Below are 25,583 nucleotides of genomic sequence, written 5' to 3'. Positions count from 1 at the left end.
CGGCGGAACGCGGCGGCGCCGATGGCGGTGGCGGCTCGGCGGAACGCGGCGGCGCCGATGGCGGTGGCGGCTCGGCGGAACGCGGCGGCGCCGATGGCGGTGGCGGCTCGGCGGAACGCGGCGGCGCTGATGGCGGTGGCGGCTCGGCGGAACGCGGGGGCGCCGGTGGCGGTGGCGGCTCGGCGGAGCGCGGCGGCACCGGTGGCCCGTCCGCCGCCCCCACCGATCCGCCGTCCGCACCACCCGGCCAGGAGGGAGGGGTGCTCGGTGGTGGGGGGACCTGCGGGGGCGCGGGAGAAGTGCGGGGGTCGGGCGGCGGGAGTGCACCGCCCGTGGGCTCCCGCTCGGAGTGCGGCCCGGGCTGCCCTGGGAAGGTCACCGGCCCCGGGGGCCGCGCGGGCGGTGGCTCCCACGGCGCGCGGTGCGCGGAGCTGTCGGTGGGGCGGGGCCCGTCCGGCGCACCGGCGGACCCGGTGCGGGGCGCCGGCACCACCGGCTCGGCTCCGGCGGAGCCGGACCGCCCGCCCCGCTTCCACGGGCGGAAGCCGCGCCGTTCGTCCCGCCTCTCCCCGTCCGCCCCCGGGTCCGGGTCCGCCTCGTCCCCCACCGCCCCCGCCGCCGAGGCGAAGCGGTCGTCCAGGGAGTCGGGTGCGGGTGCGGGCCCCGTGTCGTCGGTGGAGTCGTCGTACAACTGCCTCCACCAGTCGTCCTCGTGACCGGTGGGCTTTCCCCCCTGCTGACTCATGCCCTGATTGTCCACCGCACGAGCCGGATGAAAACGGGGCTTGCGGAAAAAGCGGCCCGTCACGGCGACGGGAACGGCGCCGACGAGTGAGCCGTAGAACGATCATGCGATATCGGGCGCCCCCGGGGGCCGCGACCGGCTGACCTGCGGTCCTGACCACTGCCACGCTCCTGACCTGCGCCTTCTCCCCGAGTCCGGCAGTCTGGTCAGATGGGAGTGTGGGACCTCCTGCTGGTCGGGCTGGTCATCCTGCTCGGTCTGTGCGGAGTGCTGCTGCCCGCGGTGCCCGGGTCGCTGCTGGTGTGGGCCGCGGTCATGTGGTGGGCGCTGAAGGACCCGCAGCCCGTCGCCTGGTGGACCCTGGTGGGAGCCACGGTCCTGATGTTCGTCTCCCAGGGCGTCCGCTGGGCCCTGCCGCCCCGGCGGCTGCGGGCGAGCGGCACCAACCGCCGCATGCTGGCCTACGCCGGAGCCGGCTCCACCCTCGGCTTCGTGCTGCTCCCCGTCCTCGGCGCGATCCCCGGCTTCCTGGCCGGGGTCTACTTCTTCGAACGCCTCCGTCTCGGCCGCCGCGCCGAGGCGGTCACCGCCCTGCGCACGGTGATGCGCTCGGGCGGCTCCAGCATCCTGACCGAACTGTTCACCTGCCAGCTGATCACGGCGGCCTGGCTGGGCGCGGTCATCTGGGGATGAGCCTCCTGTGAGCCCCTGAGCCCTGAGCCCTGAGCCCCTGTAAGCCCTCCCTCGCGCCTACGGCACAGGCTCTCCCAGGACGCCCTCGTGCGTCAGCAGCCGAACCTTCCGGTCCAGTCCGCCCGCGTACCCCGTCAGCGTGCCGTCCGCCCCGATCACCCGATGGCACGGCCGCACGACCAGCAGCGGATTGGCCCCGATCGCCCCGCCGACGGCCCGTACGGCCGCCCTGGGCGCTCCGATCCGCGCCGCGATCTCCCCGTACGTCACGGTCGAGCCGTACGGGATGCCGTCCAGCGCGGCCCACACCTTCTCCCGGAACGCGGTTCCCTCGGTACGCCACGCCAGCCTGAACTCCTTCAGTTCCCCGGCGAAGTAGGCGGCGAGCTGCTCCCCCGCCCCGCGGAAGGGACCCTCGTCGCGCCGCCAGTCGTCCCGCACCACGCGTCCGCCCTTCTGCCCGGGCACGGACAGCGAGGTCAGCGCGCCGTCCGGGCCGGCGGTGAGGAGGAGCGGCCCGAGGGGCGAGGCCACGTTCGTCCAGTAGGTCGGTGTCATCAGAACTCCCACTCCCCTGCTGCGCGCAGGTGGTTCAGGGCGTACGAGCGCCAGGGGCGCCAGCTGTCGGGGGTGTCGGCCCCGGGTGGGGCCACGTCGGGGTCGCCGAGGGCGCGGGTGCGGATCTCGGCGACGGTGCGGGCGTCCAGGCCGGGCACGGCGCGCAGGGCGTCCTGTGCGTCGTCCCGGTCGGCGCCCGGGTCCAGGCGTACGGCGTGGTCGGCGAGGGCGGCGGCGAGCGCCCCGAGGGTGCCGCCGGGCTCGGCCCCGGCGAGGACGGCCGGCTCGGGGAAGAGATGGGTGAGACTGCCGCAGGGCGCGTCGAGGGCCTTGCCGTACCGCCGTACGAGCCGCTCCGCCTCCGCCGGGTCGGCCAGGGCGCGGAGCGCGAGCTCCTCCGGGTCGGCGGTGCCCGGCGAGCGCAGTCCCGGCCGGGCGGCGACCAGGGGCGCGAGCCGGGGGTCGCAGCCGAGGCGCTCGTCGATGGCGTAGGGGTCGGCGTCGAGGTCGAACAGCCGCCGCAGCCGCTGTACGACGGTGGTGAGGTCGCGTGGATCGGTGAGGTGCAGCCGGGCGTCGAGCCAGCCGCCCGGGTGGGCGCCGAGCCCGGTCCGCGCGGTGCCGGGCCGCTCGTCGACGGCGACGATGCCGGTGCCGTACGGGAGGCGGAGCGTCCGCCGGTAGGTGCGGGCGCCGGGCGGGCCGCTCAGGTCCTCGATGCCGGGTACGGCCTCGCGTTGCAGCAGGTCGAAGACGGGTCCGGCCTGGTACGGGCCGCGGTGGGCCAGCCGGAGCGGGATGCCGGCGTTCGGGGTGGCCGTGCGGCGGGCCCGGCCGTTTCTCGGCGCGGCGGAGGCGCGCAGCTCGCTCGGTGTCGACGCGTACACGGCGCGGACGGTGTCGTTGAACTGCCGCACGCTGGCGAAGCCCGACGCGAACGCGATCTCGGTGATGGGCAGCTCGGTCGTCTGCACCAGGACGCGCGCGGTGTGGGCCCGCTGGGCCCGGGCGAGGGCGACCGGCCCGGCGCCGAGCTCGGCGGTGAGCTGCCGCTGCACCTGCCGTGCGCTGTAGCCGAGCCGTCCCGCGAGACCGGTGACGCCCTCCCGGTCGACCACACCGTCGGCGATCAGCCGCATGGCCCGGCCCACCACGTCCGCGCGGACGTTCCACTCGGCGGAGCCGGGCACGGCGTCCGGGCGGCACCGCCGGCAGGCCCGGAAGCCCGAGCTCTGCGCGGCGGCTGCCGTGGCGAAGAACCGTACGTTGGCCCGCTTCGGGGTGACCGCCGGGCAGCTCGGACGGCAGTAGATGCCGGTCGTCTCGACGGCGAAGAAGAAGGCGCCGTCGAAACGCCCGTCACGGCTGCGTACGGCCTCGTACCTGGGGTCTTCCCTCGTCTCTTCGTCCATCACGGTGTCCAGTCTCCGCCCCCGGCGGGGATGCCGCTGGCGGAAATCGGACACCGCGCTCGGGCGGGGCGACGCGACTACGAACGCCAGTGCGGTCCGCGCTTTGCTTCCATCGCGGCCCGCCCGATCGCTCCCTTCCGCTTCCAGTCCTTGCGGATCTCCGCCCGCAGACGGGCGTCGGTCTTGGCGACGATGCGCTGGTTCTCCCGGAGGAGCTTGCGGTAGCTGTCCAGCCGCCGCTCCGGCAGTTCCCCGGTCTCGATGGCGGCCAGCACGGCGCACCCCGGCTCGGCCTCGTGGGCGCAGTCGTGGAAACGGCACCGCTCGGCCAGGTCTTCGATCTCGGCGAAGACCTGCCCGACGCCGGTCTCGGCGTCCCAGAGGCCGACGCCCCGCAGCCCGGGGGTGTCGATCAGGACGCCCCCGCCGGGCAGGGCGAGGAGATTGCGGGTGGTCGTGGTGTGGCGGCCCTTGCCGTCGACGTCCCGGGTGGCCCGGACGGCCATGACGTCCTCGCCGAGCAGGGCGTTGGCGAGGGTCGACTTGCCCGCGCCGGACTGCCCGAGCAGCACGGACGTCCCCCCGCCGGCGATCGCCGCCAGCACGTCGAGCCCGTCCCCCTCCACGGAGCTGACGAGCACGACCGGCACGCCGGGCGCGCTCGTCTCCACGTCCTGGACGAGGTGGGCGCGGGTGACGGCGTCCGGGACGAGGTCGGCCTTGGTGAGGACGACGACGGGCTGTGCCCCGGACTCCCAGGCGAGCGCGAGGAACCGCTCGACGCGGCCGAGGTCGAGCTCGACGGCGAGGGACACGGCCACGATGGCGTGGTCGACGTTGGCCGCGAGGATCTGCCCCTCGGACCGCTTGGACGAGGTGGAGCGGACGAACGCGGTGCGGCGCGGCAGATACGCGCGGACGTAGCGGGGGTTCCCGCCGGGTTCGACGGCGACCCAGTCACCGGTGCAGACGACCCGCATCGGATCGTGCGGGGTGACGAATGCGGTGTCGGCCCGCAGTACACCGTCGGCGGTGACGACGTCGCACTGCCCGCGGTCGACCCGGACGACACGGCCGGGCAGCAGCCCTTCGGCCTCGTACGGGGTGAACGCCTCGGACCAGGCCTCGTCCCAGCCGTAGGGAGCGAGCGCGGTGAAAACGGATGCAGCGGAGCTGGCAGTCAAGAGTGACCCTTCCCAAGGTCGACCCCCGGCCCGACGTCGGTCGGATCAGCCGGCGGCCAAGGAGGTGGAGTGGATGAACTGGATGCGGGCAGCGCCCATCGCAATGACAGCCATCGGTCGACACCTCCTCTTCTTCTCGCGACTCGCCTCGGAACCTCGTGGAACCGCCGTAACGCTATCCCGTCACGGCGGAGTTGCGTCAACCGCTTTTCGCGCAGTCGTGGCCGTTCAGTGTGAAGCCGTACGGCGGGGAGTTCTTGCCGCGCCAGGAGGCGATGAAGCCGAAGGCCAGGTCGGAGCCCGCGGCGACGGACTTGTTGTAGTCGGCGGCGGTGGCGGTGACGCGGGAGCCGTCCTGGGAGACGGACGCGTCCCACATCTGGCCGACCCGCTGGCCGTCCCGGAAGGACCAGGACACGCGCCAGGAGTCGAGGGCCGCGCTGCTGGTGACGGTGACGGTGGCCTGGAAGCCGTCGGGCCACTGGTTGACGAGGTCGTACTCGACCCGGCAGGCGGGTTCCTCGCTCTCACCGGGTTCGGTCCGGCCGGTGGGAGAGGAGGTGCCCTGCGGTTCGGTCCGGCGGTCGTCGTTGCCGTCCTCCGGCCGGTCCGGCTTCTCGGTGTGCTTCTCGCCCTCGGTGGCGGTGGCCGTGGCGGCCGGCTTCGAGGTCGCGGGAGGCAGCGAGGGGGCGGACGGCAGGGACGGGTTGGGACGGGGATCGGCCACCGGCTGACGGTCGACGTCGCCACGGGCGCCGAGGTCGTCCCCGGAGCCGCCGAACGGCATCATCGAGACGCCGAGGGCGAGCACGGAGACCAGGACGGCGGCCACGAGGAGGCCGTTGCGGGCGACGCGCGCCTTCTGCGTCCCGTCCTCCTCTTCGCCGGCCGCCTTGCCCGCCGGGCCGGGACGGCCGGCGCCGAGCCGCACCTCGACGGCGCGGCGGCGGCGCTCCAGATAGGCGAGCCCGCCCCAGCCGATCACCCCGCCGGCCAGCGCCCCGGGGAGCCCGCCGCCGTGCAGGCGCAGACAGGCGGCGGCCTCGGCGCACTGCACGCAGGTGGCGAGGTGCCGGGAGAGGTCGCCCGGGGCGTCGGCGGCGGCGGAGCGGGTGACGGCGTCCAGCAGCCGGGCGTAGCTGCGGCACCGCGCGTCCATCGGGGTGTCGAGGTGGTTGCGGTGGCAGCGGTCCCGGAACAGGGTGCGCACCTGCTGGAGTTCCTCGGCGACGGTGTCCGGGTCGAGTCCGAGGCGGCGGGCGACCACGGGCAGCGGCAGGGCCTCCACCTCGGCCAGCCACAGCAGTTCCGCGTCGGCCTGCTGGAGGTCGCGCAGGCCGCGCAGCGCGAGCGGGCGTTGCAGGGGCGGTCCGGTGTAGCGGGCGGCCTTGTCGGAGTTGAGCCACAGGCGCAGGTCGGGATCGAGCTTGTGCCCCTGGCCGTCCTCCTCCCAGGTCGCGGCCGTGGTGCGTACGGCGGTCAGCAGCAGGGGTATGCGGGGCAGCCGGGCGGGACGGCGGCCGGCGCCGCGGGCCGGGCCGGCTTCGGCCGCACGGGCCTCGCGTGTGCCGTGTGCGAACGCCTCGCGGCCGAGCTGTGCGGCGGCGGTGGAGCCGGACGTGCACAGATCGGCGTAGGCGAGGACCGCGTCCCAGCACTCGGAGAACAGCGCGGCCTCGGCGGCGTCCTGAGGGGTCGGCAGGTCGGGCATGAGTCTCCTGCATCCAAAGCGAGATCAACTCACCACAGCGGCAATGGAGTTGGGGGGAACCTCGCGGCAGGGCAAGAGCTTTTCACGCCTCCCACACAACTGACAAGCGCCCTGTTCAGATGTCAGGACAGGGCGGTGCGCCCCCACGACTCCGGCCTCGGTGTGTCGTACGGATGCAACCGCCCTGCGACTCGACGCCGTGACGAAATGCGGGAGGACGTCATCAAAGCGTTATCAGACGGGGATGTTCGCGTCCGCCGGCAGGCTGTCCATGAAGGAGCTGACCGAGAAGACCGCGTTGCCGGCGCCGGGCGGACCGTAGCCGGGGGGCGAGGAGAGGCCGAAGTCCTCCATGGTCTGCCGGTAGGCCTGGAGCAGACGGATGTGGTACTCCAGGGGCGCGCCCTGCGGGTTGGCCTTGCCGAGCGGGGTCGTGGGCTCCGGGCACCAGGTGGTGAAGCGGGGCGTGATGCCGTGCGACATGAAGAAGCGCAGGCCCTCGGTGGTCGAGTCGATGGCCTCGTCGACCGAGGTGAAGCCGAACGGCTCGGCCATCTCCACACCCGCGACGAAATTGGGGATGACGTTGCGCGCGCCGAAGACCTCGGTCGAGTCGAGGATGCGCTTGTGCCACTCGTCGCGGCCGACGTAGCGCTCCTTGCCGGGGCAGTACATCTTGAACAGGTACTCGTCCCACACCTCGTAGTTGGGGTGGTAGATCTGCACGCCGTAGTCCTTGAAGCGCTGCACGTCGTCCTTGGGCAGCGCCTGGGCGACGACCTTGCCGATCCAGCGGCCCGGGAAGTGCTCCTCGATGGCCTTGGCGTACCGCCCGTAGAAGTCCGCCTCGTCCAGACCCTGGACCTTCGTCGTGATCGCGCCGCCGGTGAGCGTGTACGCGGTGGACGCCTTCGCGGTGTCGTACTTGTCGATGATCTCGAGCGCCTCGAGGACTTCGTCGACGTCCTTCACACCCGTGTACGGGCGGCCCGCCGCCTTGTGCTGGCGCCAGTTGTGGTTGATGTCGCAGTACTGGCACTCCTCCTTGGCGCCGAAGTACTGGCAGACGCGGAACGCGGTCAGGTAGATCAGGTAGCCCCACTGGATGGTCGGGGCCACCTCCATGACCGACTTTCCGTTGGAGAGCTTGTGGCGGTAGTACTCCGGCATGGGAGGCACGCCCACGTCGGCGATGCGCCTGCCGTCGAGGTAGAGGCCGAGCATCCCGTCCTCGCCCGCCGCCACGCGGTACGGCGAGGAGGGGTTCACACGGACCGAGACGACGGTGCGGCGCAGGTCGTAGGGGCCGCCGGTGAGGACGATCTCCTCGGGCGGCCGGCGCAGCGCGGCCTCGCCGAGCTCGGGCAGGGTGCCGTGGTCGAAGGAGAAGATGAAGTACGACTTCGGCTTGACCTCGCCGCCCTCGTTGTCGCTGAGCGCCGAGGGTTCGAAGGCCACACCGCCCCGGAGCAGGTCCTCCTTGAAGACGGCTTCCCGCGGAACGTGCGGGAATCGCTCCATCAGATCCTCGACCAGCGCGGTACGGCTGCCGCTGCCCATCCCGTGTCTCCTCCCGGTTCGGACGTACGACTCCTCACGGTATGCCGCCGCGAGCGCGGGAGTCGCACCGGGGTCCCCGATGTGCCCCCTTTGTCACCCCAGGCAGGCGGGTGCGACCGCGGAGCTCATCAGCCGCCGGGGCCTGCCGGTGCCGTCGGAGGGGACGGTCCACAAAGCCTTCCGGTGTCGGCCTCAGGCCACGCGTTCCAGGGATGCCAGGTCGATCGCGTGGGCCGGCGGTGCTCCCGCGTGCAGACGCGCGGCCTCTTCGGCGACCGTCAGCCCGAGCCGGGCCAGTTCGTTGCCCTGGGAGCCCGCGAGGTGCGGGGTGACGAAGGCTCCGGGCAGCTCGTAGAGGGGCGAGTCGGCGGGGAGCGGCTCGGGGTCGGTGACGTCGAGGATCGCGGTCAGGCGCCCGGTGCGCAGTTCCGCGACGAGGGCGTCGTGGTCGACCAGCGCGCCGCGGGCGGTGTTGACGAGCACCGCCCCGTCGGGCATCAGGGCCAGCTCGCGACGGCCGATCAGGTGGTGGGTCTCGGGTGTCTCGGGGGCGTGGACGGTGACGATGTCGCTCGTGCGCAGCAGGTCGTCCAGCGGCAGCAGGGGGACGCCGAGCGCGGCGGCCTCCTGCTCGTCGACGTACGGGTCGGTGAGGGCGGGCCGCAGGTCGAAGGGGCGCAGCAGGTCGAGGACGCGGCGGCCGATGCGGGAGGCGCCGATGACGCCGACCCGGCGGCCGTAGTTGCCGATGCCCGGGACGACGCTCCAGCCGGAGGAGGTGCGGTCGGCGCGCATCCGCTCGCGGGCGGCGAGGACGTCCTTCCCGGCGAGCAGGATCATGGCGAGGGTGTACTCGGCGACCGGCAGCGCGTTGGCCGCGGCCGCCGTGGAGACGGCGATGCCGCGCCGCCAGATCTCGGGGTGGGCGAAGGACTTCACCGACCCGGCCGAGTGCAGCACGGCGCGCAGCCGGGGAGCCGCGTCGAGGACGGCCTCGTCGATCCGGGGGCAGCCCCAGCCGGTGATCAGGATCTCGGTCCGGGCCAGCGCGTCGCGCACGCCCGGGTCGGTGAAGTCCCGCACGACGAGGGCGGGGTCGATGTCCACGGACTCGCGCAGCCGGGCCAGCACCTCGGGCGGGAAGACCTGCGGCACGTTCTCGGCGGCCATGGCGAACAGTGCCTGGGGGCGCTGGCTCAAGGGGGTGACCTTCCGGCTCGGCGGCACTTGGGGAGACGGAGCGGACAGAAACCGCTCTCTACAACATCTCCACGGTAGGCCGAGCCGGGCGGCGGGGGCAACGGAAGACCTGCCGAGGTAGGTTCCGGCGGGGGCTCTCCCGGTCCCCGCTGCCTCGGGGAAGGACGACGCGATGAACGGGACCGTGACCAACTGGGCGGGGAACATCACCTACACCGCCAAGGAACTGCACCGGCCGGGCTCGCTCGTCGCACTGCGCGCGCTCGTGGCGGACAGCGACCGGGTGCGGGTCCTGGGCAGCGGGCACTCGTTCAACGAGATCGCCGAGCCGGGCGCCGAGGGGGTGCTGCTGTCGCTGGCCGGCCTGCCGCCGGAGGTGGACGTCGACACGGTGGCCCGTACGGTCCGGGTCGGCGGTGGCGTGCGCTACGCGGAGCTGGCCCGACGGGTGCACGGGCAGGGGCTCGCGCTGCACAACATGGCGTCCCTGCCGCACATCTCGGTGGCCGGGTCGGTCGCGACCGGCACCCACGGCTCCGGGGTGCTCAACGGCCCGCTCTCGGCGTCCGTGCGCGAGGTGGAGCTGGTCACGGCCGACGGCTCGACCGTGACCATAGGCCGGGACGAGGAGCGGTTCGGCGGGGCCGTCACGTCACTCGGCGCGCTCGGCGTCGTCACCGCGCTCACCCTGGACCTGGAGCCGGCCTACGAGGCCGAGCAGCACGTGTTCACCGAACTGCCGCTGGAGGGCCTGGACTCCGGGACGTTCGAGACGGTGATGGCGACGGGCTACAGCGTCAGCCTGTTCACCGACTGGCGGGAGCCGGGCTTCCGGCAGGTGTGGCTCAAGCGGCGCACCGACCAGCCGCTGCCCGCCTTCCCCTGGGCGCCTCCCGCCACCGAGAAGATGCACCCCGTGCCGGGCATGCCCGCGGTCAACTGCACCGAGCAGTTCGGCGTGCCGGGGCCCTGGCACGAGCGGCTGCCGCACTTCCGGGCGGAGTTCGTCCCGAGCAGCGGGGCGGAGTTGCAGTCGGAGTACCTGCTGCCGCGCGGGCACGCCGTGGAGATGCTGCACGCGCTGGACGCGATCCGCGGGACGATCGCCCCCGTCCTGCAGACCTGCGAGGTGCGCACGGTCGCCGGCGACGACCAGTGGCTGAGCCCCTCCTACGGCCGGGACACCGTGGCGGCACACTTCACCTGGGTCGAGGACACGGCGGCGGTGCTGCCGGTGGTGCGGCGGGTCGAGGAGGCGCTGACCCCCTACGGGGCGCGGCCGCACTGGGGCAAGGTGTTCACCCTGTCCGCGTCCGCCCTGCGCGGACTGTATCCGCGGCTGGGCGACTTCCGGGCCCTCGCCGGGGAGTTGGACCCGCACGGCAAGTTCGCCAACGCCTTCGTGCGGCAGGTGCTCGCGGAGGCGTAGGCGGGCGCCCGCGCGGCAGGCGACGGCGGGCCGCCAGGACGGGGGATCTCACGCGGCAGGCCACGGCGGGCTACCCGGACGGGGGAGGGTCCCGCGCGGCAGGCCACGGCGGGCGGCCCGCGCGTCAGGTCGCGGCGCGCGGCAGGTCTCGGGTGCCCGTCGTCGTGACGCGGTCGACCTCGTCCTTGACGAGCAGGGAGAGCAGCGCCGCCACGGTCAGCCCTGCCTCGGCGGGGTGACGCAGCACCTTGCCGGGGTCGATCCGGTACGTGTTGGTGCGGCCCTCCCGGGTGTGGGAGAGATAGCCGTCCTGCTCCAGGTCGGCGATGATCTTCTGCACGGCGCGTTCGGTGAGCCGGCAGTGGGCCGCGATGTCCCGGATGCGGGCGCTGTGGTTGTCGGCGATGGCCGCCAACACCCGTGCATGGTTGGTGACGAACGTCCATCCGGTGTGTGGCTCGGGCACTCCATCCATACCCCAACTCTACCGACCTCGGGTACACGCATTCAAAAACACGTACTACGTTTCATGTATCGGTTGACGTGTATGGGGTAGAGAGGCAACGCTGGAAAGTCGAGGCGGGGCGAGCGGACGAGGGAGAACAGGGCCATGCCGGAGCCTGCGTATTCTGCGCGGTCTCACACGCGGGGGGATGCCGTGCCCGCGGCGGGCGACAGCACGCCGGAGGCGCTCCCGCCGTGCATGGCGACCATGGACGTCATCCCGGACGGCGACCGGATGACCGTGACCCTCTGGGGCGAACTGGACCTGGGAAGCCGAAGGCTCCTGCCTGACCTGTACGACATCCTCACGCTGTCGGGCAGCGGCATCGACCTGCGCCTGGACGCGGTCGGGTTCTGCGACTGCTCCGGGGTCAACACACTGCTCGACCTGCGCATGCGCGCCCTGGACCAGGGCAAGTCCCTGACCGTCCGCTCCACCGGCCGCCCGGTCGGGCGGGTTCTCGAACTGACCGGCACGAAGGAGCTGTTCACGGATTCCGGTCCGCGGGCGCTCCCGGCCTTCCCCGCGCAGGCCGACGGCGACCGGGAGCTGCGTACCGAGGTGGCGCAGCTGCGTCGGGCGATGCAGACCCGGCCGACCATCGACCTGGCCCGCGGCATCCTGATGGCCTCCTTCGGCCTGAGCCCCGAAGCGGCCTGGAGCGTGCTGGTCAGGACATCCCAGTACACCAACCTCAAGCTGCACCACCTGGCCCGCGACCTGGTGGGCACCGTGCGCGGCAGCACCCTGCCGGAGCGGGTGCAGCAGCAACTCGCGGCGGCTGTCGCCGACGCGGGCGCGAACACGCCGGACGACGCCGCGGCGGGCCCGTCCGGCGGGCCCGCCCGGGACGGGGACTGACATACCCTGCCGTCACGCAGCCTGAGGCATCATGGTCCGGCCACGGTCGGCCACCCTCCGCCCTCACCCGGATCGCACTTTATAAAGCCCCTTTCCAAACCCCTTGTCGAAAGTCCCGGCAGCCCATAGCCTTGCGCCGCGCCGGTGCCGACGTCGACCCGGCCAGGGCCGGTCTGGGAAGGAATGGGGCACCCGGTGAAGCGCACATCACGTGACATCCGCACCGCCAACCGCTACGAGGTGCTGCGCCAGATCATCGCCGAGTCGCCCACCTCCCGGCAGGAGCTGGCGGCCGCCACCGGCCTCAGCCTCGCCACCGTGGCCACACTCGTCGGTGAGCTGCTGGACCTGGGCATGATCACGGAGGTCGGTTTCGAGGACTCGGCCGGCGGACGCCCCCGGGGCCTGGTGGCGGTGAACGCCTCGGGAGGCGCACTGATCGGCGTCGACATCGCCGAGACCTACGTGCACGTCGAGCTGTTCGACCTGGGGCTGAACGTGCTGGCCCGCGCCGACGAGGACGTCCGCGCCAGTGAGAGCCTGCCCGAGCAGGTGGTCGGCCATGTGGCCACCGCCGTCGGCTCGGTGGTCACCCAGGCGGGCATCGAGGGCGCCCGGGTGCTCGGGGTCGGCGTGAGCGTGCCGGGACAGGTGGACCGCGCCACCGGCATCTCGGAGTACGCGCCCAACTGGGACTGGCACGCCGTACCGCTGCTGGACCTGCTCACCGAGCACATCGCCTACCCCCTGTACCTGGACAACCCGCTGCGCGCCGGCGCCGTCGCCGAGCTGTGGTTCGGGGCCGCGCGCGGCCGGGGCAACGCCGTGGTGGTCAACCTCGGGACCGGGGTCGGCGCCGGGCTCGTCCTGGGCGGCGGACTGCACCGCGGTGTGAGCAACAGCGCCGGCGAGTGGGGCCACACCACGATGGTGCTGGACGGGCGGCTGTGCCGGTGCGGCAACCACGGCTGCGTGGAGGCCTACGTCGGCGCGCGCGGCATCATGATGAACCTGCGCGAACTCAGCCCCGACAGCGCGCTGCTGCACCCCGAGGACCAGACGGCGACCATCGACGCGCTGGCACGCGGAGTCGCGGCGGGCGACCCGGTGGCGCGCCAGGTCGTCCACGAGACCGCCCGCTACCTGGGCGCCGGCGTCGCCGACCTGGTCAATCTGTTCAACCCCGAGATCGTCGTGCTGAGCAGCTGGGTCGGCATCGCCCTGGGCGAACCGCTGTTGCGCGAGGTGCGCGAGGCCGTGGCCCGGCACGCGCTGCCACGGCCCCTGGCCGCCACCGAGATCGTCCTCTCCCCGATCCCGACCGACCCCGTGTGCCTGGGCGCGGCGACGTTCGCGCTCGAAGGCGCACTGCAGGCCGTCGGGCAGAAGAACGGCAAACGCACCACCCCCGTGAGGAGCCGAACCCGAACCACCGCCACACCTCCCTCGTAGCGGCGGAAGCACCTCCTCCACCACCCCCACTCGTTCGAAATCACGAACCGGACACAACGCTTCGAACAGACTTCGTCCAACCCCTTGCCGAAGCCTTAGCCGAAGCTCTAGCGTCCCGCACCGCACCCTCTCTTTGAGCCATCTGGCGCGAGCCCCCGGGCCGTGAGCCATCAGGCAGTGAGCCGCAGAGCCGCAGCCGCACTCGAGACAAGGACGTCAGCATGTCGGCATCGAGCAACATGAACTGGGACCGCCGAAACGTACTGCGAGCCGCTATGGGACTGGCCGCCGCCGGCGGACTGGCCGCGTGCGGCAGCAACACCGGGCGCAGCAGCGGAGGTTCGGGCGACGCCCTCGTCCAGTACTTCCACGCGTACGGCGAGGCGGGCGTCGAGCAGGCCGTGAAGGGTTACGCGAAGGCCTACAAAGACGCCAACGTGACCACCCAGTGGATCACCGGCAACAACTACGAGCAGAAGCTCTTCGCCGCCCTGCTCACCAAGAACGCGCCCGACGTCTTCGAGTTCCACCCGCAGATCCAGATGGTCAAGAGCGGTCAGGTGGCCGACCTGAGCGACATCATCGACCCGGTCAAGGACGACTTCAACCCGGCCGACATCAAGTCGCACACGGTGGACGGCAAGATATACGGCGTCCGGATGATCGACGACCCCCAGTTCCTCTTCTACCGGCCCTCGCTGTTCAAGAAGGCGGGAGTCCAGGTTCCGACCACGCTGGAAGAGCTGATCGAGGCCGCCGACAAGCTGACCACGAGCAAGGTCAAGGGTCTCTTCCTCGGCAACGACCTGACGTCGATCGACCGCCCGCTGATCTGGTCGGCCGGTGCCGACACGCTCACCGCGGACAACAAGCCCGCCTTCAACACCGACGCCGTCGCAGACGGTCTCAAGCAGCTGCGCGCTCTCTTCACCAGCGGCAACCTGCTCCTCGACGCCCCCGCCGACTCGTGGGACCCGTCGGCCTTCATCCAGGGCCTCACCGCGATCCAGTGGTGCGGTATGTGGGCCATGCCGGCCATGCAGAAGGCGCTCGGCGACGACATCGGCATCTTCCCGTTCCCGAAGGTCGGCTCGGCCGGCAAGCCGTCGGTCTACAACGGCGGCTGGTCGATGTTCGTCAACGCCAAGGGCAAGAACGTCGAGGCGGCCAAGGAATACGTCAAGTGGCTGTGGATCGACCAGAAGAAGTACCAGGAGGACTTCGCCACCTCCTACGGCTTCCACATCCCGCCGCGCACCTCGCTCGCCGCGTCCGCGACCAAGCTGAAGTCCGGCCTGCCGGCCGAGGGCGTGAAGCTCTTCAACGAGTTCGGTCACTTCGACAACATCGGCTGGACGCAGGCCATGATCGCCGCGTTCTGGGACGTGATCGCCAACACCGTCCGCAAGAACGGCGACCCGAAGGCCGCGCTCGACGCCTGTGAGAAGAAGGTCAACGCCGAACTCAAGAAGCTCTTCGGTTAGGCCGCCGGACGGATCTCGACATGTCGACCACCACCACACGCGGGGTCGCCCAGCCCGCCCCGGCCAAGGTCTCCAAGGCCCGGCCGCGGCGGGGCCTCGGGGCGAGCAGCACCTTCAACTTCTGGCTCTTCACCGGCCCGTTCCTGATCGGCCTGGTGATCTTCGTCTTCGTACCCATCGGCTGGAGCATCTGGCTCAGCTTCTTCGAGGCACGCTTCACGGTCACGCCGAGCGAGTTCGTCGGCCTCGACAACTACAAGCAGGTCCTGACGGACACGAACTTCCGGAACTCGCTCGTCACGTTCACCGTGTTCGCCGCGTTCATCGTGCCCGCCACCTGGGCCATGTCGCTGGGACTCGCCCTGCTGGTCAACCGGCTGCGGTTCATGCGGGCGTTCTTCCGGTCGGTGTTCTTCCTGCCGACCGCGGTCAGCTATGTCGCCGCCGCGCTGATCTGGAAGATGTCCATCTTCAACGGCGTCCGCTTCGGCCTGGCCAACACCTTCCTCGGCTGGTTCGGCATCGACAACATCGCCTGGCTCGCCAACCCCGACCCACCCTGGTACTGGCTGGTCATCGTGACCGTCCGCCTCTGGCTCCAGTCGGGCTTCTACATGATCCTCTTCATCGCGGCGTTGCAGAACATCCCGCGGGAGCTGTACGAGGCCGCCTCCATCGACGGCGCCAAGCCGGGCTGGCAGACCTTCCGGCACATCACGCTGCCGCAGCTGCGCGCCACCTCCACCGCGGTGATCCTGCTGCTGCTGGTCGCCGCCTACCAGGCCTTCGACGAGTTCTTCAACCTGCTCGGCAAGGCCACCTGGGGCCAGCCGCCGCTGGTCGAGCTCTACAAGATGGCCCTCGGCCAGAACCAGAACTACGGCGCGGGCAGCGCGGGCGCGGTCGTCCTGACCCTGCTCATCTGCGTCGTGACCCTCTTCCAGGGCAAGATCATGGGCTTCGGAAGGGGTGAGGAGTCCAAGTGACCACCACAGCACCCGACGTCAGGAAGACCGCCGAGCCGGTCAAGGCCAAGCGCGGCGGCGTCATCGGAAACACCGGCCTGTACATCGCGACCGGCGTCGCGGGCCTGCTCTTCCTCATCCCGTTCTATCTGATCGTCCGCAACTCGCTGATGACGGACCCGGAGATCACGGGCGAGGAGTGGAAGTGGTTCCCCACCACCATCCAGTGGGGGAACTTCAGCGAGCCGTTCGACGACATCACCGTCGACTTCGCCCGGGCCCTGTGGAACTCCGTGGTCGTGGCCGTCCTGCACACCTCGGGCATCCTGCTGATCTGCTCGATGGCCGGGTACGGCCTCGCGCGGATCCCCTACAAGCACGCCAACAAGGTGTTCTACGCCGTCCTGGCGACCCTGATGGTTCCCACGGCCGTCACCTTCGTGCCCAGCTTCGTTCTGGTCTCGTCACTCGGCTGGGTGGACAGTTACCGGGGTCTCATCATCCCGGGCCTCTTCAGTGGTTTCACCTGCTTCCTGTTCCGGCAGTACTTCCTGGGGTTCCCGAAGGAGCTCGAGGAGGCGGCGCGCGTGGACGGGCTCGGCTACTGGGGCGCGTACTGGCGGATCGTCGTGCCGAACTCGCTGAACTTCTTCGCGGCCATCGCCACGATCACCTTCATCAACGGCTGGAACGCCTTCCTGTGGCCCCTGGTCATCGGCCAGGACCCGAGCGCCTGGACGGTCCAGGTCGCGCTGTCGTCGTACATGACGAACCAGACCGTCAACTACCACCTGATCTTCATGGCCACGGCCATTTCCATCCTGCCCCTGGTGTTCGTCTTCCTCTTCCTCCAGCGCTGGCTGGTGCAGGGGATCGCGCAGACCGGCATCAAGGGCTGAGCTAGGAGACCGATGTCTTTCCGCACGACCCCATCCGTCGACTACGTCGAGGACGTCTCCCCGGGCAGCGGGGCCCTGCCGCCCCGTGCCTGGTACGCGGCCTCGGACGCCACGTCCCTGTCGCTGAACGGCAGCTGGCGGTTCCGGCTGTCGGCGACGGCCGACGCCGAGGACGACTCGTTCGCCGGGGAGGGCTTCGACGCCGGGGACTGGGCCGAGGTCACGGTCCCCGGGCACTGGGTCCTCCAGGGCGACGGGGCGTTCGGGTCCCCGATCTACACCAACCACCTGTACCCCTTCCCGGTGGACCCGCCGCACGTGCCGACGGAGAACCCGACCGGCGACCACCTGCGCGTCTTCGACCTGCCGTCCGACTGGCCGGCGGACGGTGGCGCGGTGCTGCGGTTCGACGGGGTCGAGTCCTGCGCCCGGGTCTGGCTGAACGGTACGGAGCTCGGCGAGTTCAAGGGCTCCCGGCTGCCGCACGAGTTCGAGGTGGGGAACCTGCTGAAGCCGGGCGGCAACGTCCTGGCGGTGCGCGTGCACCAGTGGTCGGCGGGGTCCTACCTGGAGGACCAGGACCAGTGGTGGCTGCCGGGCATCTTCCGTGACGTGACCCTGCTGCACCGCCCGGCGGGCAGCGTCGGCGACTTCTTCGTGCACGCCTCCTACGACCACACCACCGGTGAGGGCACCCTGCGCGTCGACTCCGACGTCGACGGGCGGGTGACCGTCCCCGCCCTGGACATCGACGTCGCCACCGGCGAGCCGGTGACCGTCGCGGTGGAGCCGTGGACCGCCGAGACGCCGAAGCTGTACGACGGTGTGCTGGTGACGGACGGCGAGCGAGTGCCGCTGCGGATCGGCTTCCGTACCGTCGTCCTCGAGGACGGGCTCATCAAGGTCAACGGCAGGGCCGTCCTCTTCAAGGGCGTCAACCGGCACGAGTGGCACCCCGAGAAGGGCCGTGCCCTCGACCTGGAGACCATGCGCGAGGACGTGCTGCTGATGAAGCGGCACAACCTCAACGCCGTGCGCACCTCGCACTACCCGCCGCACCCGGCCTTCCTGGACCTGTGCGACGAGTACGGCCTGTGGGTCATCGACGAGTGCGACCTGGAGACCCACGGGTTCACCGAGCAGGACTGGCGGGACAACCCGGTCGACGACGACCGCTGGACGCCGGCGCTGCTGGACCGGGCCGCGCGCATGGTCGAGCGGGACAAGAACCATCCGTCGGTGGTCTTCTGGTCGCTGGGCAACGAGGCCGGCACCGGGCGCGGCCTCACCGCCATGGCCGAGTGGATCCACGAGCGGGACCCCGAGCGGCTGGTGCACTACGAGGGCGACTGGAACTGCCGGGACACCGACGTGTACTCGCGGATGTACGCCTTCCACGACGAGGTCGAGAAGATCGGGCAGCGGCTCGACGGCGGCACCCACAAGCGCCGGGAACTGCCGTTCATCCAGTGCGAGTACGGGCACGCGATGGGCAACGGCCCGGGCGGCCTCGCCGACTACCAGGAGCTGTTCGAGAAGCACGAGCGGCTCCAGGGCGGGTTCATCTGGGAGTGGATCGACCACGGCGTGAAGCACGCCGAGCTGGGCTACGCCTATGGCGGTGACTTCGGCGAGGAGCTGCACGACGGCAACTTCGTCTGCGACGGGCTGGTCTTCCCGGACCGCGCGCCGTCGCCGGGCCTGATCGAGTACAAGAAGGTCATCGAACCGGTCCGGATCGAGGGCGACGGCGCCAGCGGCACCGTGCGGATCACCAACAAGCAGGACTTCGCGGACCTGTCCGCGCTGGCCTTCGAGTGGTCCTGCCAGGTGGACGGCGAGACCGTCGAGTCGGGTTCGCTCGCGGTGCCGGTCCTCGTGCCGGGCGAGAGCGCCGAGGTGAAGCTGCCGGAACCGCCCGCGGACGGCCGGGGCGGCGAGCGGCAGTGGACCGTGAGGGCGCTGCTCGCGGACGACACGTCCTGGGCCGCGAAGGACCATGTCGTGGCGTGGGGGCAGTTCGCCGTCGCGGCCCGGCCGCTGCCGGTCGTCCCCGCGACCGACCGGCCGGTGCGCGGTGACGGCCGGATCACCCTCGGCCCGGGCGAGTTCGACGCGCGCACCGGTGCGCTGCGGTCGATCGGCGGCGTGGAGGTGGGTTCGCCACGGCTGGACGTGTGGCGGGCGCCGACCGACAACGACGACGGCGCCGAGTGGCAGACCGACACCCGCTACGGGATGCTCTGGCGCACCCTCGGCCTGCACCGGATGCGGCACCGCCTGGCCTCGGTCGAGGTGGGCGAGGACGCGCTGACGGTACGGACCCGGGTGGCGCCCGCGGCCCGCGAGGTCGGCCTGGACACGGCGTACCGCTGGACGTCCGACGGCGAGCGGCTGCGGCTGACGGTCTCCGTGACGCCGGAGGGCGACTGGAACGTGCCGCTGCCCCGGCTGGGTGTGCGGTTCGGGCTGCCGGAGGCCGACTCGGTGGAGTGGTTCGGCGGTGGCCCCGGCGAGGCGTACCCGGACACCCGGACGGCGTCCATGATCGGACGCTGGCGGTCGACGGTGGACGGGTTGCAGACGCCGTACGTCCGCCCGCAGGAGAACGGCGCCCGTGCCGACGTCCGCTGGGTGGAGCTCGGCGGGCTGCGGATCGAGGGCGACCCGGAGTTCTGGTTCACCGCGCGGCGCTGGACGACCGAGCAGCTGGAGGCGGCGCGGCACCGCACCGACCTCACGCCCGGCGACACGGTGTGGGTCAACCTCGACCACGGGCAGCACGGCATCGGCTCGCAGTCGTGCGGCCCGGGTCCGCTGCCGCAGTACTTCCTGAAGGCGGAGCCGGCGGAGTTCTCGTTCGTGTTCTCGACCGCCAGGTAAGAAACCGATTAATCGATTGACCAATTGATCGACATTCCGACAGTGTCGGGACGTCATCCGCGGCCGGTCGGCCCTCGAAGCCGACCGGCCGCGACTGCTTTCACCACACGGAAGTCGGTGGGTCGGTTGAATGTCGCCATCGAGGTCCGGGGACTGTCCCGGACCTTCCACACCACGGTCCGCCGCCCCGGCTTGCTGGGCGCTGTCAGATCACTGGTCAACCCCGAACGGGTGGCCAAGCACGCCGTCTCCGACATCACCTTCGACGTGGCCCCGGGCGAGCTCCTCGCCCTGCTCGGCCCGAACGGGGCCGGCAAGTCCACCACCATCAAGATCCTGACCGGCATCCTCACGCCCACCTCGGGCGAGGCGCGGGTCGCGGGCGTGGTGCCGTACCGCGAGCGGGAGCGCAACGCCCGTAACGTCGGCGCGGTGTTCGGGCAGCGGACCCAGCTGTGGTGGGACCTGCCGGTGCGCGAGTCGTTCGCCATCCTGCGGGACATCTACGAGGTGCCGAAGGCCGAACACGCCGCCCGGCTCAAGGAGTTCGACGACATCCTGGACCTGTCGTCGTTCTGGGACACCCGGGTCCGCCACCTCTCCCTCGGACAGCGGGTGCGCAGCGACCTGGCCGCCGCGCTGCTGCACGACCCGCCGGTGGTGTTCCTCGACGAGCCGACCATCGGCATGGACGTGGTGGTCAAGGAGCAGGTGCGGGAGTTCCTGCGCCACCAGGTGGAGCAGCGCGGCCGTACGGTCCTGCTGACCACGCACGACATGACCGAGGTCGAGCGGCTCGCCGAGCGGGTCGTGCTGGTCAACCACGGCCGGCTGGTGCTGGACGGCACCCTCGACGAGATCCGCCGCAAGTTCGGCTCGACCTGGCAGGTGCGGGCCACCCTCGCCGACCCGCAGGCCGAGGTCGTACCGCCGCCCGGGACCACGCTGCTGCGGCACGAGGGCGCGCGGGTCGTCTTCGGCCCGGACGGGTCCGGGGCACCCACCGTCCACCAGGCGCTCAAGGCGGTCATCGAGCGGTACGAGGTGACGGACATCGCCCTGGACGAGGCGGACCTGGAGGACGTGATGCGGGCCGCGTACGTGCACGTCGAGGAGGTCTGAGGTGGCCACGCCGCACGCCTGGCGCGCCGCCCGCGTCACCCCGCTCGGCGAGCTGAACGCCCCGCCCCGGATGACCGCCGTCGCCCTGCGGCTGGCCGTCCAGGTGGTGCTGGTCTGGTCGCTGTGGCGCGGTCTGTACGCGCACACGGGTACGACCGCGGGGCTGAGCCGCGACCAGGCGGTCACGTACGCCGTACTGGCCGTGCTGGCCTCCCGGCTGCGGGAGCTGGACCAGTACGCCGGCCGGGACACCGTCCTCCAGCACATGCACTTCGGCACCATCGTCTACTGGTACCTGCGGCCGTTGCCCCCGCAGCGCTACTACGCCCTGCGGGCCGCGGGCGAGCAGCTGTACGGGCTGGCGTGGGCGCTGACCGGGTACCTGATCTGTCTGGCCGCGGGGATCGTCGAGCCGCCCCCGTCGGCCGCGGTGGCCGGGGTGTTCGTCCTCAGCATGCTGCTCGGCCAGTGGGTCCTGTACTACGTCATGCTCGTGCTCGACCAGTTGTGCTTCTGGACGATCCGCAACACCGCGGCGATGCTCATCCTGCTGTTCGCGCAGAACCTGCTGTCCGGGGTGTACGCGCCGCTGTGGTTCTTCCCGGACTGGTTCGTGACGATGAGCGCCTTCCTGCCGTTCCAGGCCACGCTGAGCGTGCCGCTGTCGCTGTACGTGGGGCGGATCCCCCTGTCCGACGCGGCCTTCCAGCTCTCGGTCCAGGCCGCGTGGGTCGTGGTGCTGGCGTTGTTCACCCGGCTGCTGTGGCGGCGGGCCGCCCGGCGCGTGATCTCGCAGGGAGGCTGACATGTCGCTCAAGGCTCTGCGGATCGTGTGGCGCATCACCGCGCTCAACTTCCGCGCGCAACTGGAGTACCGCACCGAGTTCCTGCTGATGATCGCGATCGGCGCGATCTGGCAGGTGTCGGTGATCGTGTTCGCCACGGTGCTGCTGTCCCGGTTCACCGGGATGGGCGGCTGGGACAGCTCCGACGTGCTGCTCATCCCGGCGACGCGGATGCTGGCGCACGGGCTGTTCGTGCTGTTCCTGGGGCGGATGCACTGGGCCGGACGGCAGGTCCAGGAAGGCCGCGTCGACATCTACCTGATGCGTCCCATGCCGGTCCACCGCCAGATCCAGCTGGCGTTCTTCCCGACCAACGCCATCGGAGACCTGACGGTGGCCACGGGCCTGATGGCCGGCGCGCTCGCCCGCAGCGACATGGACTGGACGACGGGCCGCGTCACGTACCTGATCGCGGCCGTCCTCGGCGGCATGCTGCTGGAGGCGGCCCTGTTCACGGTCGTGGCCAGTGCGTCCCTGCGCTTCCCGGCCGCCGACATGTGGGGCCGCTGGCTGGAGGAACTCCTCGGCACCTTCGGCAGCTACCCGCTGAACGTCCTCCCGAGGGCGGTGGGCGGATTCCTCACCTTCGGTCTGCCGCTGGCCTTCGTCGCGTACTTCCCGGCGGCGGTCCTGACCGGCCACGGCCACAGCACCGGCGTGCCCTACTGGCTGGCGGCGGCCTCACCGCTGCTGGGGCTGCTGGCGTATCTGGGGGCGCGACTGGTGTGGCGGTGGAGTCTGCGGCACTACAGCGGGATCAACGGGTGACGGTGCCCGACATCAGTCGGGCACCACGAGCGTGGCGGTCTCCCCCGGCTCGACGCCGACCGCGCGGTCGGGCAGTTCGACGTCGATCGGGGGGAGGTCGGACGGCGGCACGGCGATCTCCAGCTCGCCGCTCGTCAGGCGCAGCCGTATCCCCCAGTGGCCCTGGTAGGCGATGGAGAATCCGTACGCCGACAGCTCCGGCAGCGGCACGGGGTCCAGCCACAGCGCCCCGGAACGGGTCTCCAGGCCGGTCAGTCCCCGCTGGACCAGATCGAGGGTGCCGGCCATGGCGCCCAGGTGGATGCCCTCGCCGGTGGTGCCGCCCTGGAGGTCGGCGATGTCGCCGCGCAGGGCCTCCTGGCAGAACTTCCAGGCCTCGGCGCGGCGGCACCGGGCCAGGACCCAGCCGTGCACCAGGCCGCTGAGGGTGGAGCCGTGGCTGGTGCGGGCGAGGTAGTAGTCGACGGTGCGCCGCCAGGCCGCCTCGTCCAGCGGGTGGCCCAGCCGCTGGAAGAGCTCTTGCAGTTCGGCCGGTGAGAAGAGGTAGCCGAGCATCAGCACGTCGGCCTGTTTGGAGGCCTTGTAGTGGTTGACGCTGTCGCCCTCGGCCTCCAGGATCCGGTCCAGGCGCCGGATGTCGCCGTAGCGTTCGCGGTAGGCGTCCCAGTCGAGTTCGGCGAGGTCGTCGTAGCCCTCGAACTGGCTGATGATGCCGTCGTGGAAGGGGACGTGGAGGGTGCGGGAGACGTCCTCCCAGCGGTCGGGCTCATCGTCGTCCAGGGCGGTGCGCTCGACGAGTTCGCGGCGGCGCGGCTCCGGCAGGTCCCGCAGCACACCGAGCGTCCGGGCGAGCACCCAGGCGGCCATGACGTTCGTATACGCGTTGTCGTCGAGGCCGGGCCCGTCGGCGCCCGGGTAGGCCTCGTGGTACTCGTCGGGGCCGACCACACCTCGGATGCGGTGCCGCCCCAGGGACGCGTCCCAGGTGGCCGAGTCGGCCCAGAAGCGCGCGATCTGCAACAGCATCTCGGCGCCCTTGGTGTGGAGGAACTCGGCGTCGCCGCCGGCCTCGCAGTACTGCCACACGTTGTAGGCGACGGCGGAACCGACGTGGTGCTGGAGGTGGGTGTGGTCGGGCAGCCAGCGGCCCGAGCGGGGATTGAGGTGCAGCTGCTGGGTCTCCTCGCGGCCGTCGCTGCCGCTCTGCCACGGGTACAGCGCCCCGCGCCTGCCGGTGGCCCGGGCCGCGGCGCGGGCCCGGTCCAGGCGCCGGTGGCGGTAGTGGAGCAGGGCGCGGGACACCTCGGGGAAGTGCAGGTTCAGATACGGCAGGACGAAGAGCTCGTCCCAGAAGACGTGCCCGCGGTAGGCCTCGCCGTGCAGTCCGCGGGCCGGCACGCCCACGTCCAGGTCAGCGGTGTGCGGGGAGAGCGTCTGCAGCACGTGGAACAGGTGCAGGCGCAGAATGGCTCCCGCCTCCCCCGGGACGTCGAGTTCGGCCCGGCGCCACAGCTGGTTCCAGGCGGTGCGGTGCGAGGCCGGCAGTCCGTCGAAGCCCGGTGCCGCGCTCACCCGCTCCACGGCCGCCCGCAGCGGGTCGCTGATCGCCGAGTCGCGCGAGGTGTGGAGGGCGACCGTCTTGTCGACGGTGGCGGTGCGGCCGGGGGTCAGGAACAGCGTGAGCCGCTGCACGGCGCGCGCGGGTTCGTGCGCGTCCGCGATCGGTGCCGGGGCGGTCAGCCGGGCGGCCATGCCGATCCGGATGTCGGAGGTGCGGGTGCGGCAGCGCAGCCACACCGTGCCGGGCGTGGCCGTACCGATGTGCGTATGGGTCAGGTGGCGGCCGTCGAGGGCGCGGTAGCGCGGCACCCCGCTGTTGGTGACTCCGCCGTCGATCGCCGCCTCGACCTCCAGCTCACCGGCGTAGCCCTCGGCGGTGAACTCGGTGCGCAGTGCCACCAGATGCGGGTCGGCCATGTGCACCAGTCGCCACTGCCGTACGGCCAGCGCCTGCCCCGGGCCCAGGGCGTAGCGGGTACGGCGCTCCAGCAGTCCCGAGTCCAGGTGCAGGGTCTGACGGTGGTCCAGGACGGTCGCCGTGTCCGGCGTGAGCCACGGGCCGCCCGGGAGGCGGAAGCGCAGCGGCAGCCAGTTGGGGAGGTTGACCAGGTCCTCGTTCTCGACGGCGCGTCCCGCGACCTGTGAGGTGAGCCGGTCGTAGCAGCCGGCCGCGTAGGTGCCCGGGTAGTGCACGTCGTCCGCCGCGCACTCGGGCAGCGCCCCGCGGGTGGCGAAGCAGCCGTTGCCCAGGGTGCACAGCGACTCCCGCAGCCGCTCCTGCTCGGGGCGGTACCCCTCGTACTCCCAGATCCGGTCCGTCACAGGGCGGTCGCCTCCCTCGGGGCCGCTAGACGCGCTGCGGCACGACGGCCACGGGGCACTGGGCGTGGTGCAGCAGCGTGTGGGCCACTCTGCCGAGCTGGAGCCCGAAGTGGCCCTGCCGGCGCCGGGCTCCGACGATCACCAGGTCGGCCGCGGCCGAGCGGTGCACCAGCACCTCGCGGGCGGGGCCCTCGACCGTCGCGCGGCGGACCCGTACGCCGGGGTGGTCGGCCACGGCGTCACGGACGAGTTCGTCGAGCCCGGTGCCGGCCTCCTTGCCGTGGTCCTGGCCGGGGGCGTCGGCCGGCGTGTCCGGGCCGGCGGTCCGGTACGCCGGGCGGCGCCAGGTCCGGACGACGTCCAGGACGCACCCGCGGGCCTCGGCCTCACGGAAGGCGAACCGCGCCGCCTCCTCACTCGTGTCGGGTTCTCCGGCGCCGAGCAGGATCCGCTCGTGGGTGCCGGCCAGGCCGGCCCGGTCGCCGCGCACCACGATCACCGGGCAGTGCGCGCGGGCCGCGACGGCCAGTCCGACGGAGCCGAGCAGCAGTCCCTTCAGTGGGCCGCGTCCCCGCACTCCCGTGATCAGGGCGGTGGCGTTGTTGCCCTCGTGCAGCAGGGCGTCCGCCGCGTCGGCGAGGTGGACGTCGGTGGACACCTTCACGTCCGGGTTGCGCCGTCCGGCGCGCTCCGCCGCGGAGGCGACGATGTGGTCGGCCATCACCTGCGCGGCGGGGCGGTCCGGACCGACCTTCGGGGCGAGGCCTTCGTACCGCTCCCAGAGGGAGCCATGGACCAGCCGCAGCGGAAGACCGTGCCGGGCGGCCTCGTCCACCGCCCAGTCGATCGCCGGCAGGCTGCCGTCCGACCCGTCGACGCCCACCACCAGGGGAAGCTCCATCATCATCGTCCCCACCGCCTCGTG

At 71.8% G+C, this 25,583-nt stretch carries 20 protein-coding genes and 1 pseudogene; 12 read left to right on the top strand and 9 right to left on the bottom strand.

The window, feature by feature from the left end:
- Both ABEA82_RS25180 and ABEA82_RS25175 read left to right on the top strand, forming a co-directional pair.
- A pseudogene (locus ABEA82_RS25180) lies at positions 1-716 on the top strand (hypothetical protein); the annotation flags it as partial.
- Positions 717-955: 239 nt separating this feature from the next.
- Complete coding sequence (locus ABEA82_RS25175) at positions 956-1,438, top strand: DUF456 domain-containing protein (protein ID WP_345663891.1); 483 nt, start codon at positions 956-958, stop codon at positions 1,436-1,438.
- A 57-nt stretch (positions 1,439-1,495) separates the two neighbouring features.
- Here the strand turns inward: ABEA82_RS25175 and ABEA82_RS25170 are convergent, their stop codons facing one another.
- The 6 genes from ABEA82_RS25170 to ABEA82_RS25145 all read right to left on the bottom strand — a co-directional run bounded on the left by ABEA82_RS25170 (position 1,496) and on the right by ABEA82_RS25145 (position 9,063).
- Positions 1,496-1,996, bottom strand: a complete 501-nt coding sequence (locus tag ABEA82_RS25170; RefSeq protein WP_345663890.1) for a methylated-DNA--[protein]-cysteine S-methyltransferase — start codon at positions 1,994-1,996, stop codon at positions 1,496-1,498.
- Positions 1,996-3,408, bottom strand: coding sequence for an AlkA N-terminal domain-containing protein (locus tag ABEA82_RS25165; protein WP_345663889.1), 1,413 nt, complete (start codon positions 3,406-3,408; stop codon positions 1,996-1,998). The genes ABEA82_RS25170 and ABEA82_RS25165 overlap by 1 nt, the downstream gene beginning before the upstream one ends.
- Before the next feature lie 77 nt (positions 3,409-3,485).
- Positions 3,486-4,592, bottom strand: a complete 1,107-nt coding sequence (rsgA, locus tag ABEA82_RS25160; protein ID WP_345663888.1) for a ribosome small subunit-dependent GTPase A — start codon at positions 4,590-4,592, stop codon at positions 3,486-3,488.
- A gap of 199 nt (positions 4,593-4,791) precedes the next feature.
- Positions 4,792-6,303 (bottom strand): cellulose binding domain-containing protein, encoded by a 1,512-nt coding sequence (locus tag ABEA82_RS25155; protein ID WP_345663887.1) that lies wholly within the window; start codon positions 6,301-6,303, stop codon positions 4,792-4,794.
- A 234-nt stretch (positions 6,304-6,537) separates the two neighbouring features.
- Positions 6,538-7,863 (bottom strand): radical SAM protein, encoded by a 1,326-nt coding sequence (locus ABEA82_RS25150; protein WP_345663886.1) that lies wholly within the window; start codon positions 7,861-7,863, stop codon positions 6,538-6,540.
- A gap of 192 nt (positions 7,864-8,055) precedes the next feature.
- Positions 8,056-9,063: a hydroxyacid dehydrogenase gene (locus ABEA82_RS25145; protein WP_345663885.1), complete on the bottom strand. Its 1,008-nt coding sequence runs from the start codon at positions 9,061-9,063 to the stop codon at positions 8,056-8,058.
- A 172-nt stretch (positions 9,064-9,235) separates the two neighbouring features.
- On the opposite strand from ABEA82_RS25145, the gene ABEA82_RS25140 reads away from it, so the two are divergent.
- Positions 9,236-10,492, top strand: a complete 1,257-nt coding sequence (locus ABEA82_RS25140; protein ID WP_345663884.1) for a D-arabinono-1,4-lactone oxidase — start codon at positions 9,236-9,238, stop codon at positions 10,490-10,492.
- Positions 10,493-10,616: 124 nt separating this feature from the next.
- Here the strand turns inward: ABEA82_RS25140 and ABEA82_RS25135 are convergent, their stop codons facing one another.
- Positions 10,617-10,967, bottom strand: coding sequence for a helix-turn-helix transcriptional regulator (locus ABEA82_RS25135; protein ID WP_345663883.1), 351 nt, complete (start codon positions 10,965-10,967; stop codon positions 10,617-10,619).
- Between the two features lie 183 nt (positions 10,968-11,150).
- Here ABEA82_RS25135 and ABEA82_RS25130 point away from each other — a divergent pair, with 183 nt between their 5' ends.
- The 9 genes from ABEA82_RS25130 to ABEA82_RS25090 all read left to right on the top strand — a co-directional run bounded on the left by ABEA82_RS25130 (position 11,151) and on the right by ABEA82_RS25090 (position 22,276).
- The gene (locus ABEA82_RS25130; protein WP_345663882.1) at positions 11,151-11,858 is read left to right on the top strand and encodes an ANTAR domain-containing protein; all 708 of its coding nucleotides are present in this window, start codon (positions 11,151-11,153) and stop codon (positions 11,856-11,858) included.
- A 195-nt stretch (positions 11,859-12,053) separates the two neighbouring features.
- On the top strand, positions 12,054-13,310 hold the full coding sequence (locus ABEA82_RS25125; RefSeq protein WP_345663881.1) for an ROK family transcriptional regulator: 1,257 nt from the start codon (positions 12,054-12,056) through the stop codon (positions 13,308-13,310).
- 221 nt (positions 13,311-13,531) lie between these two features.
- Positions 13,532-14,794: an ABC transporter substrate-binding protein gene (locus tag ABEA82_RS25120; RefSeq protein ID WP_345663880.1), complete on the top strand. Its 1,263-nt coding sequence runs from the start codon at positions 13,532-13,534 to the stop codon at positions 14,792-14,794.
- 20 nt (positions 14,795-14,814) lie between these two features.
- Positions 14,815-15,780 carry a carbohydrate ABC transporter permease gene (locus ABEA82_RS25115; protein WP_003993908.1) on the top strand — a complete coding sequence of 322 codons (966 nt, stop codon included), beginning with the start codon at positions 14,815-14,817 and terminating at the stop codon, positions 15,778-15,780.
- On the top strand, positions 15,777-16,658 hold the full coding sequence (locus ABEA82_RS25110; protein ID WP_345663879.1) for a carbohydrate ABC transporter permease: 882 nt from the start codon (positions 15,777-15,779) through the stop codon (positions 16,656-16,658). Before ABEA82_RS25115 ends, ABEA82_RS25110 begins: the two co-directional genes overlap by 4 nt.
- A gap of 12 nt (positions 16,659-16,670) precedes the next feature.
- Positions 16,671-19,541, top strand: a complete 2,871-nt coding sequence (locus ABEA82_RS25105; protein WP_345663878.1) for a glycoside hydrolase family 2 TIM barrel-domain containing protein — start codon at positions 16,671-16,673, stop codon at positions 19,539-19,541.
- Positions 19,542-19,667: 126 nt separating this feature from the next.
- On the top strand, positions 19,668-20,663 hold the full coding sequence (locus ABEA82_RS25100) for an ABC transporter ATP-binding protein (RefSeq protein WP_345663916.1): 996 nt from the start codon (positions 19,668-19,670) through the stop codon (positions 20,661-20,663).
- A gap of 1 nt (position 20,664) precedes the next feature.
- A complete protein-coding gene (locus ABEA82_RS25095) occupies positions 20,665-21,468 on the top strand; it encodes an ABC-2 family transporter protein (protein ID WP_345663877.1) in 804 nt (267 codons plus the stop codon).
- Between the two features lies 1 nt (position 21,469).
- Positions 21,470-22,276, top strand: coding sequence for an ABC transporter permease (locus ABEA82_RS25090; RefSeq protein ID WP_345663876.1), 807 nt, complete (start codon positions 21,470-21,472; stop codon positions 22,274-22,276).
- Positions 22,277-22,288: 12 nt separating this feature from the next.
- On the opposite strand, the gene ABEA82_RS25085 is transcribed toward ABEA82_RS25090, so the two are convergent.
- A complete protein-coding gene (locus ABEA82_RS25085) occupies positions 22,289-24,658 on the bottom strand; it encodes a glycoside hydrolase family 65 protein (protein ID WP_345663875.1) in 2,370 nt (789 codons plus the stop codon).
- A 25-nt stretch (positions 24,659-24,683) separates the two neighbouring features.
- Complete coding sequence (locus ABEA82_RS25080; RefSeq protein WP_345663915.1) at positions 24,684-25,559, bottom strand: universal stress protein; 876 nt, start codon at positions 25,557-25,559, stop codon at positions 24,684-24,686.
- Positions 25,560-25,583: the final 24 nt, after the last annotated feature.

Origin of the sequence: Streptomyces venetus (genome assembly GCF_039540295.1) — a bacterium.
Classification (GTDB): Bacteria; Actinomycetota; Actinomycetes; order Streptomycetales; family Streptomycetaceae; genus Streptomyces; species Streptomyces venetus.
The sequence above is the reverse complement of the archived record's forward strand: the minus strand, read 5'-3'. Positions and strand labels throughout refer to the sequence as shown.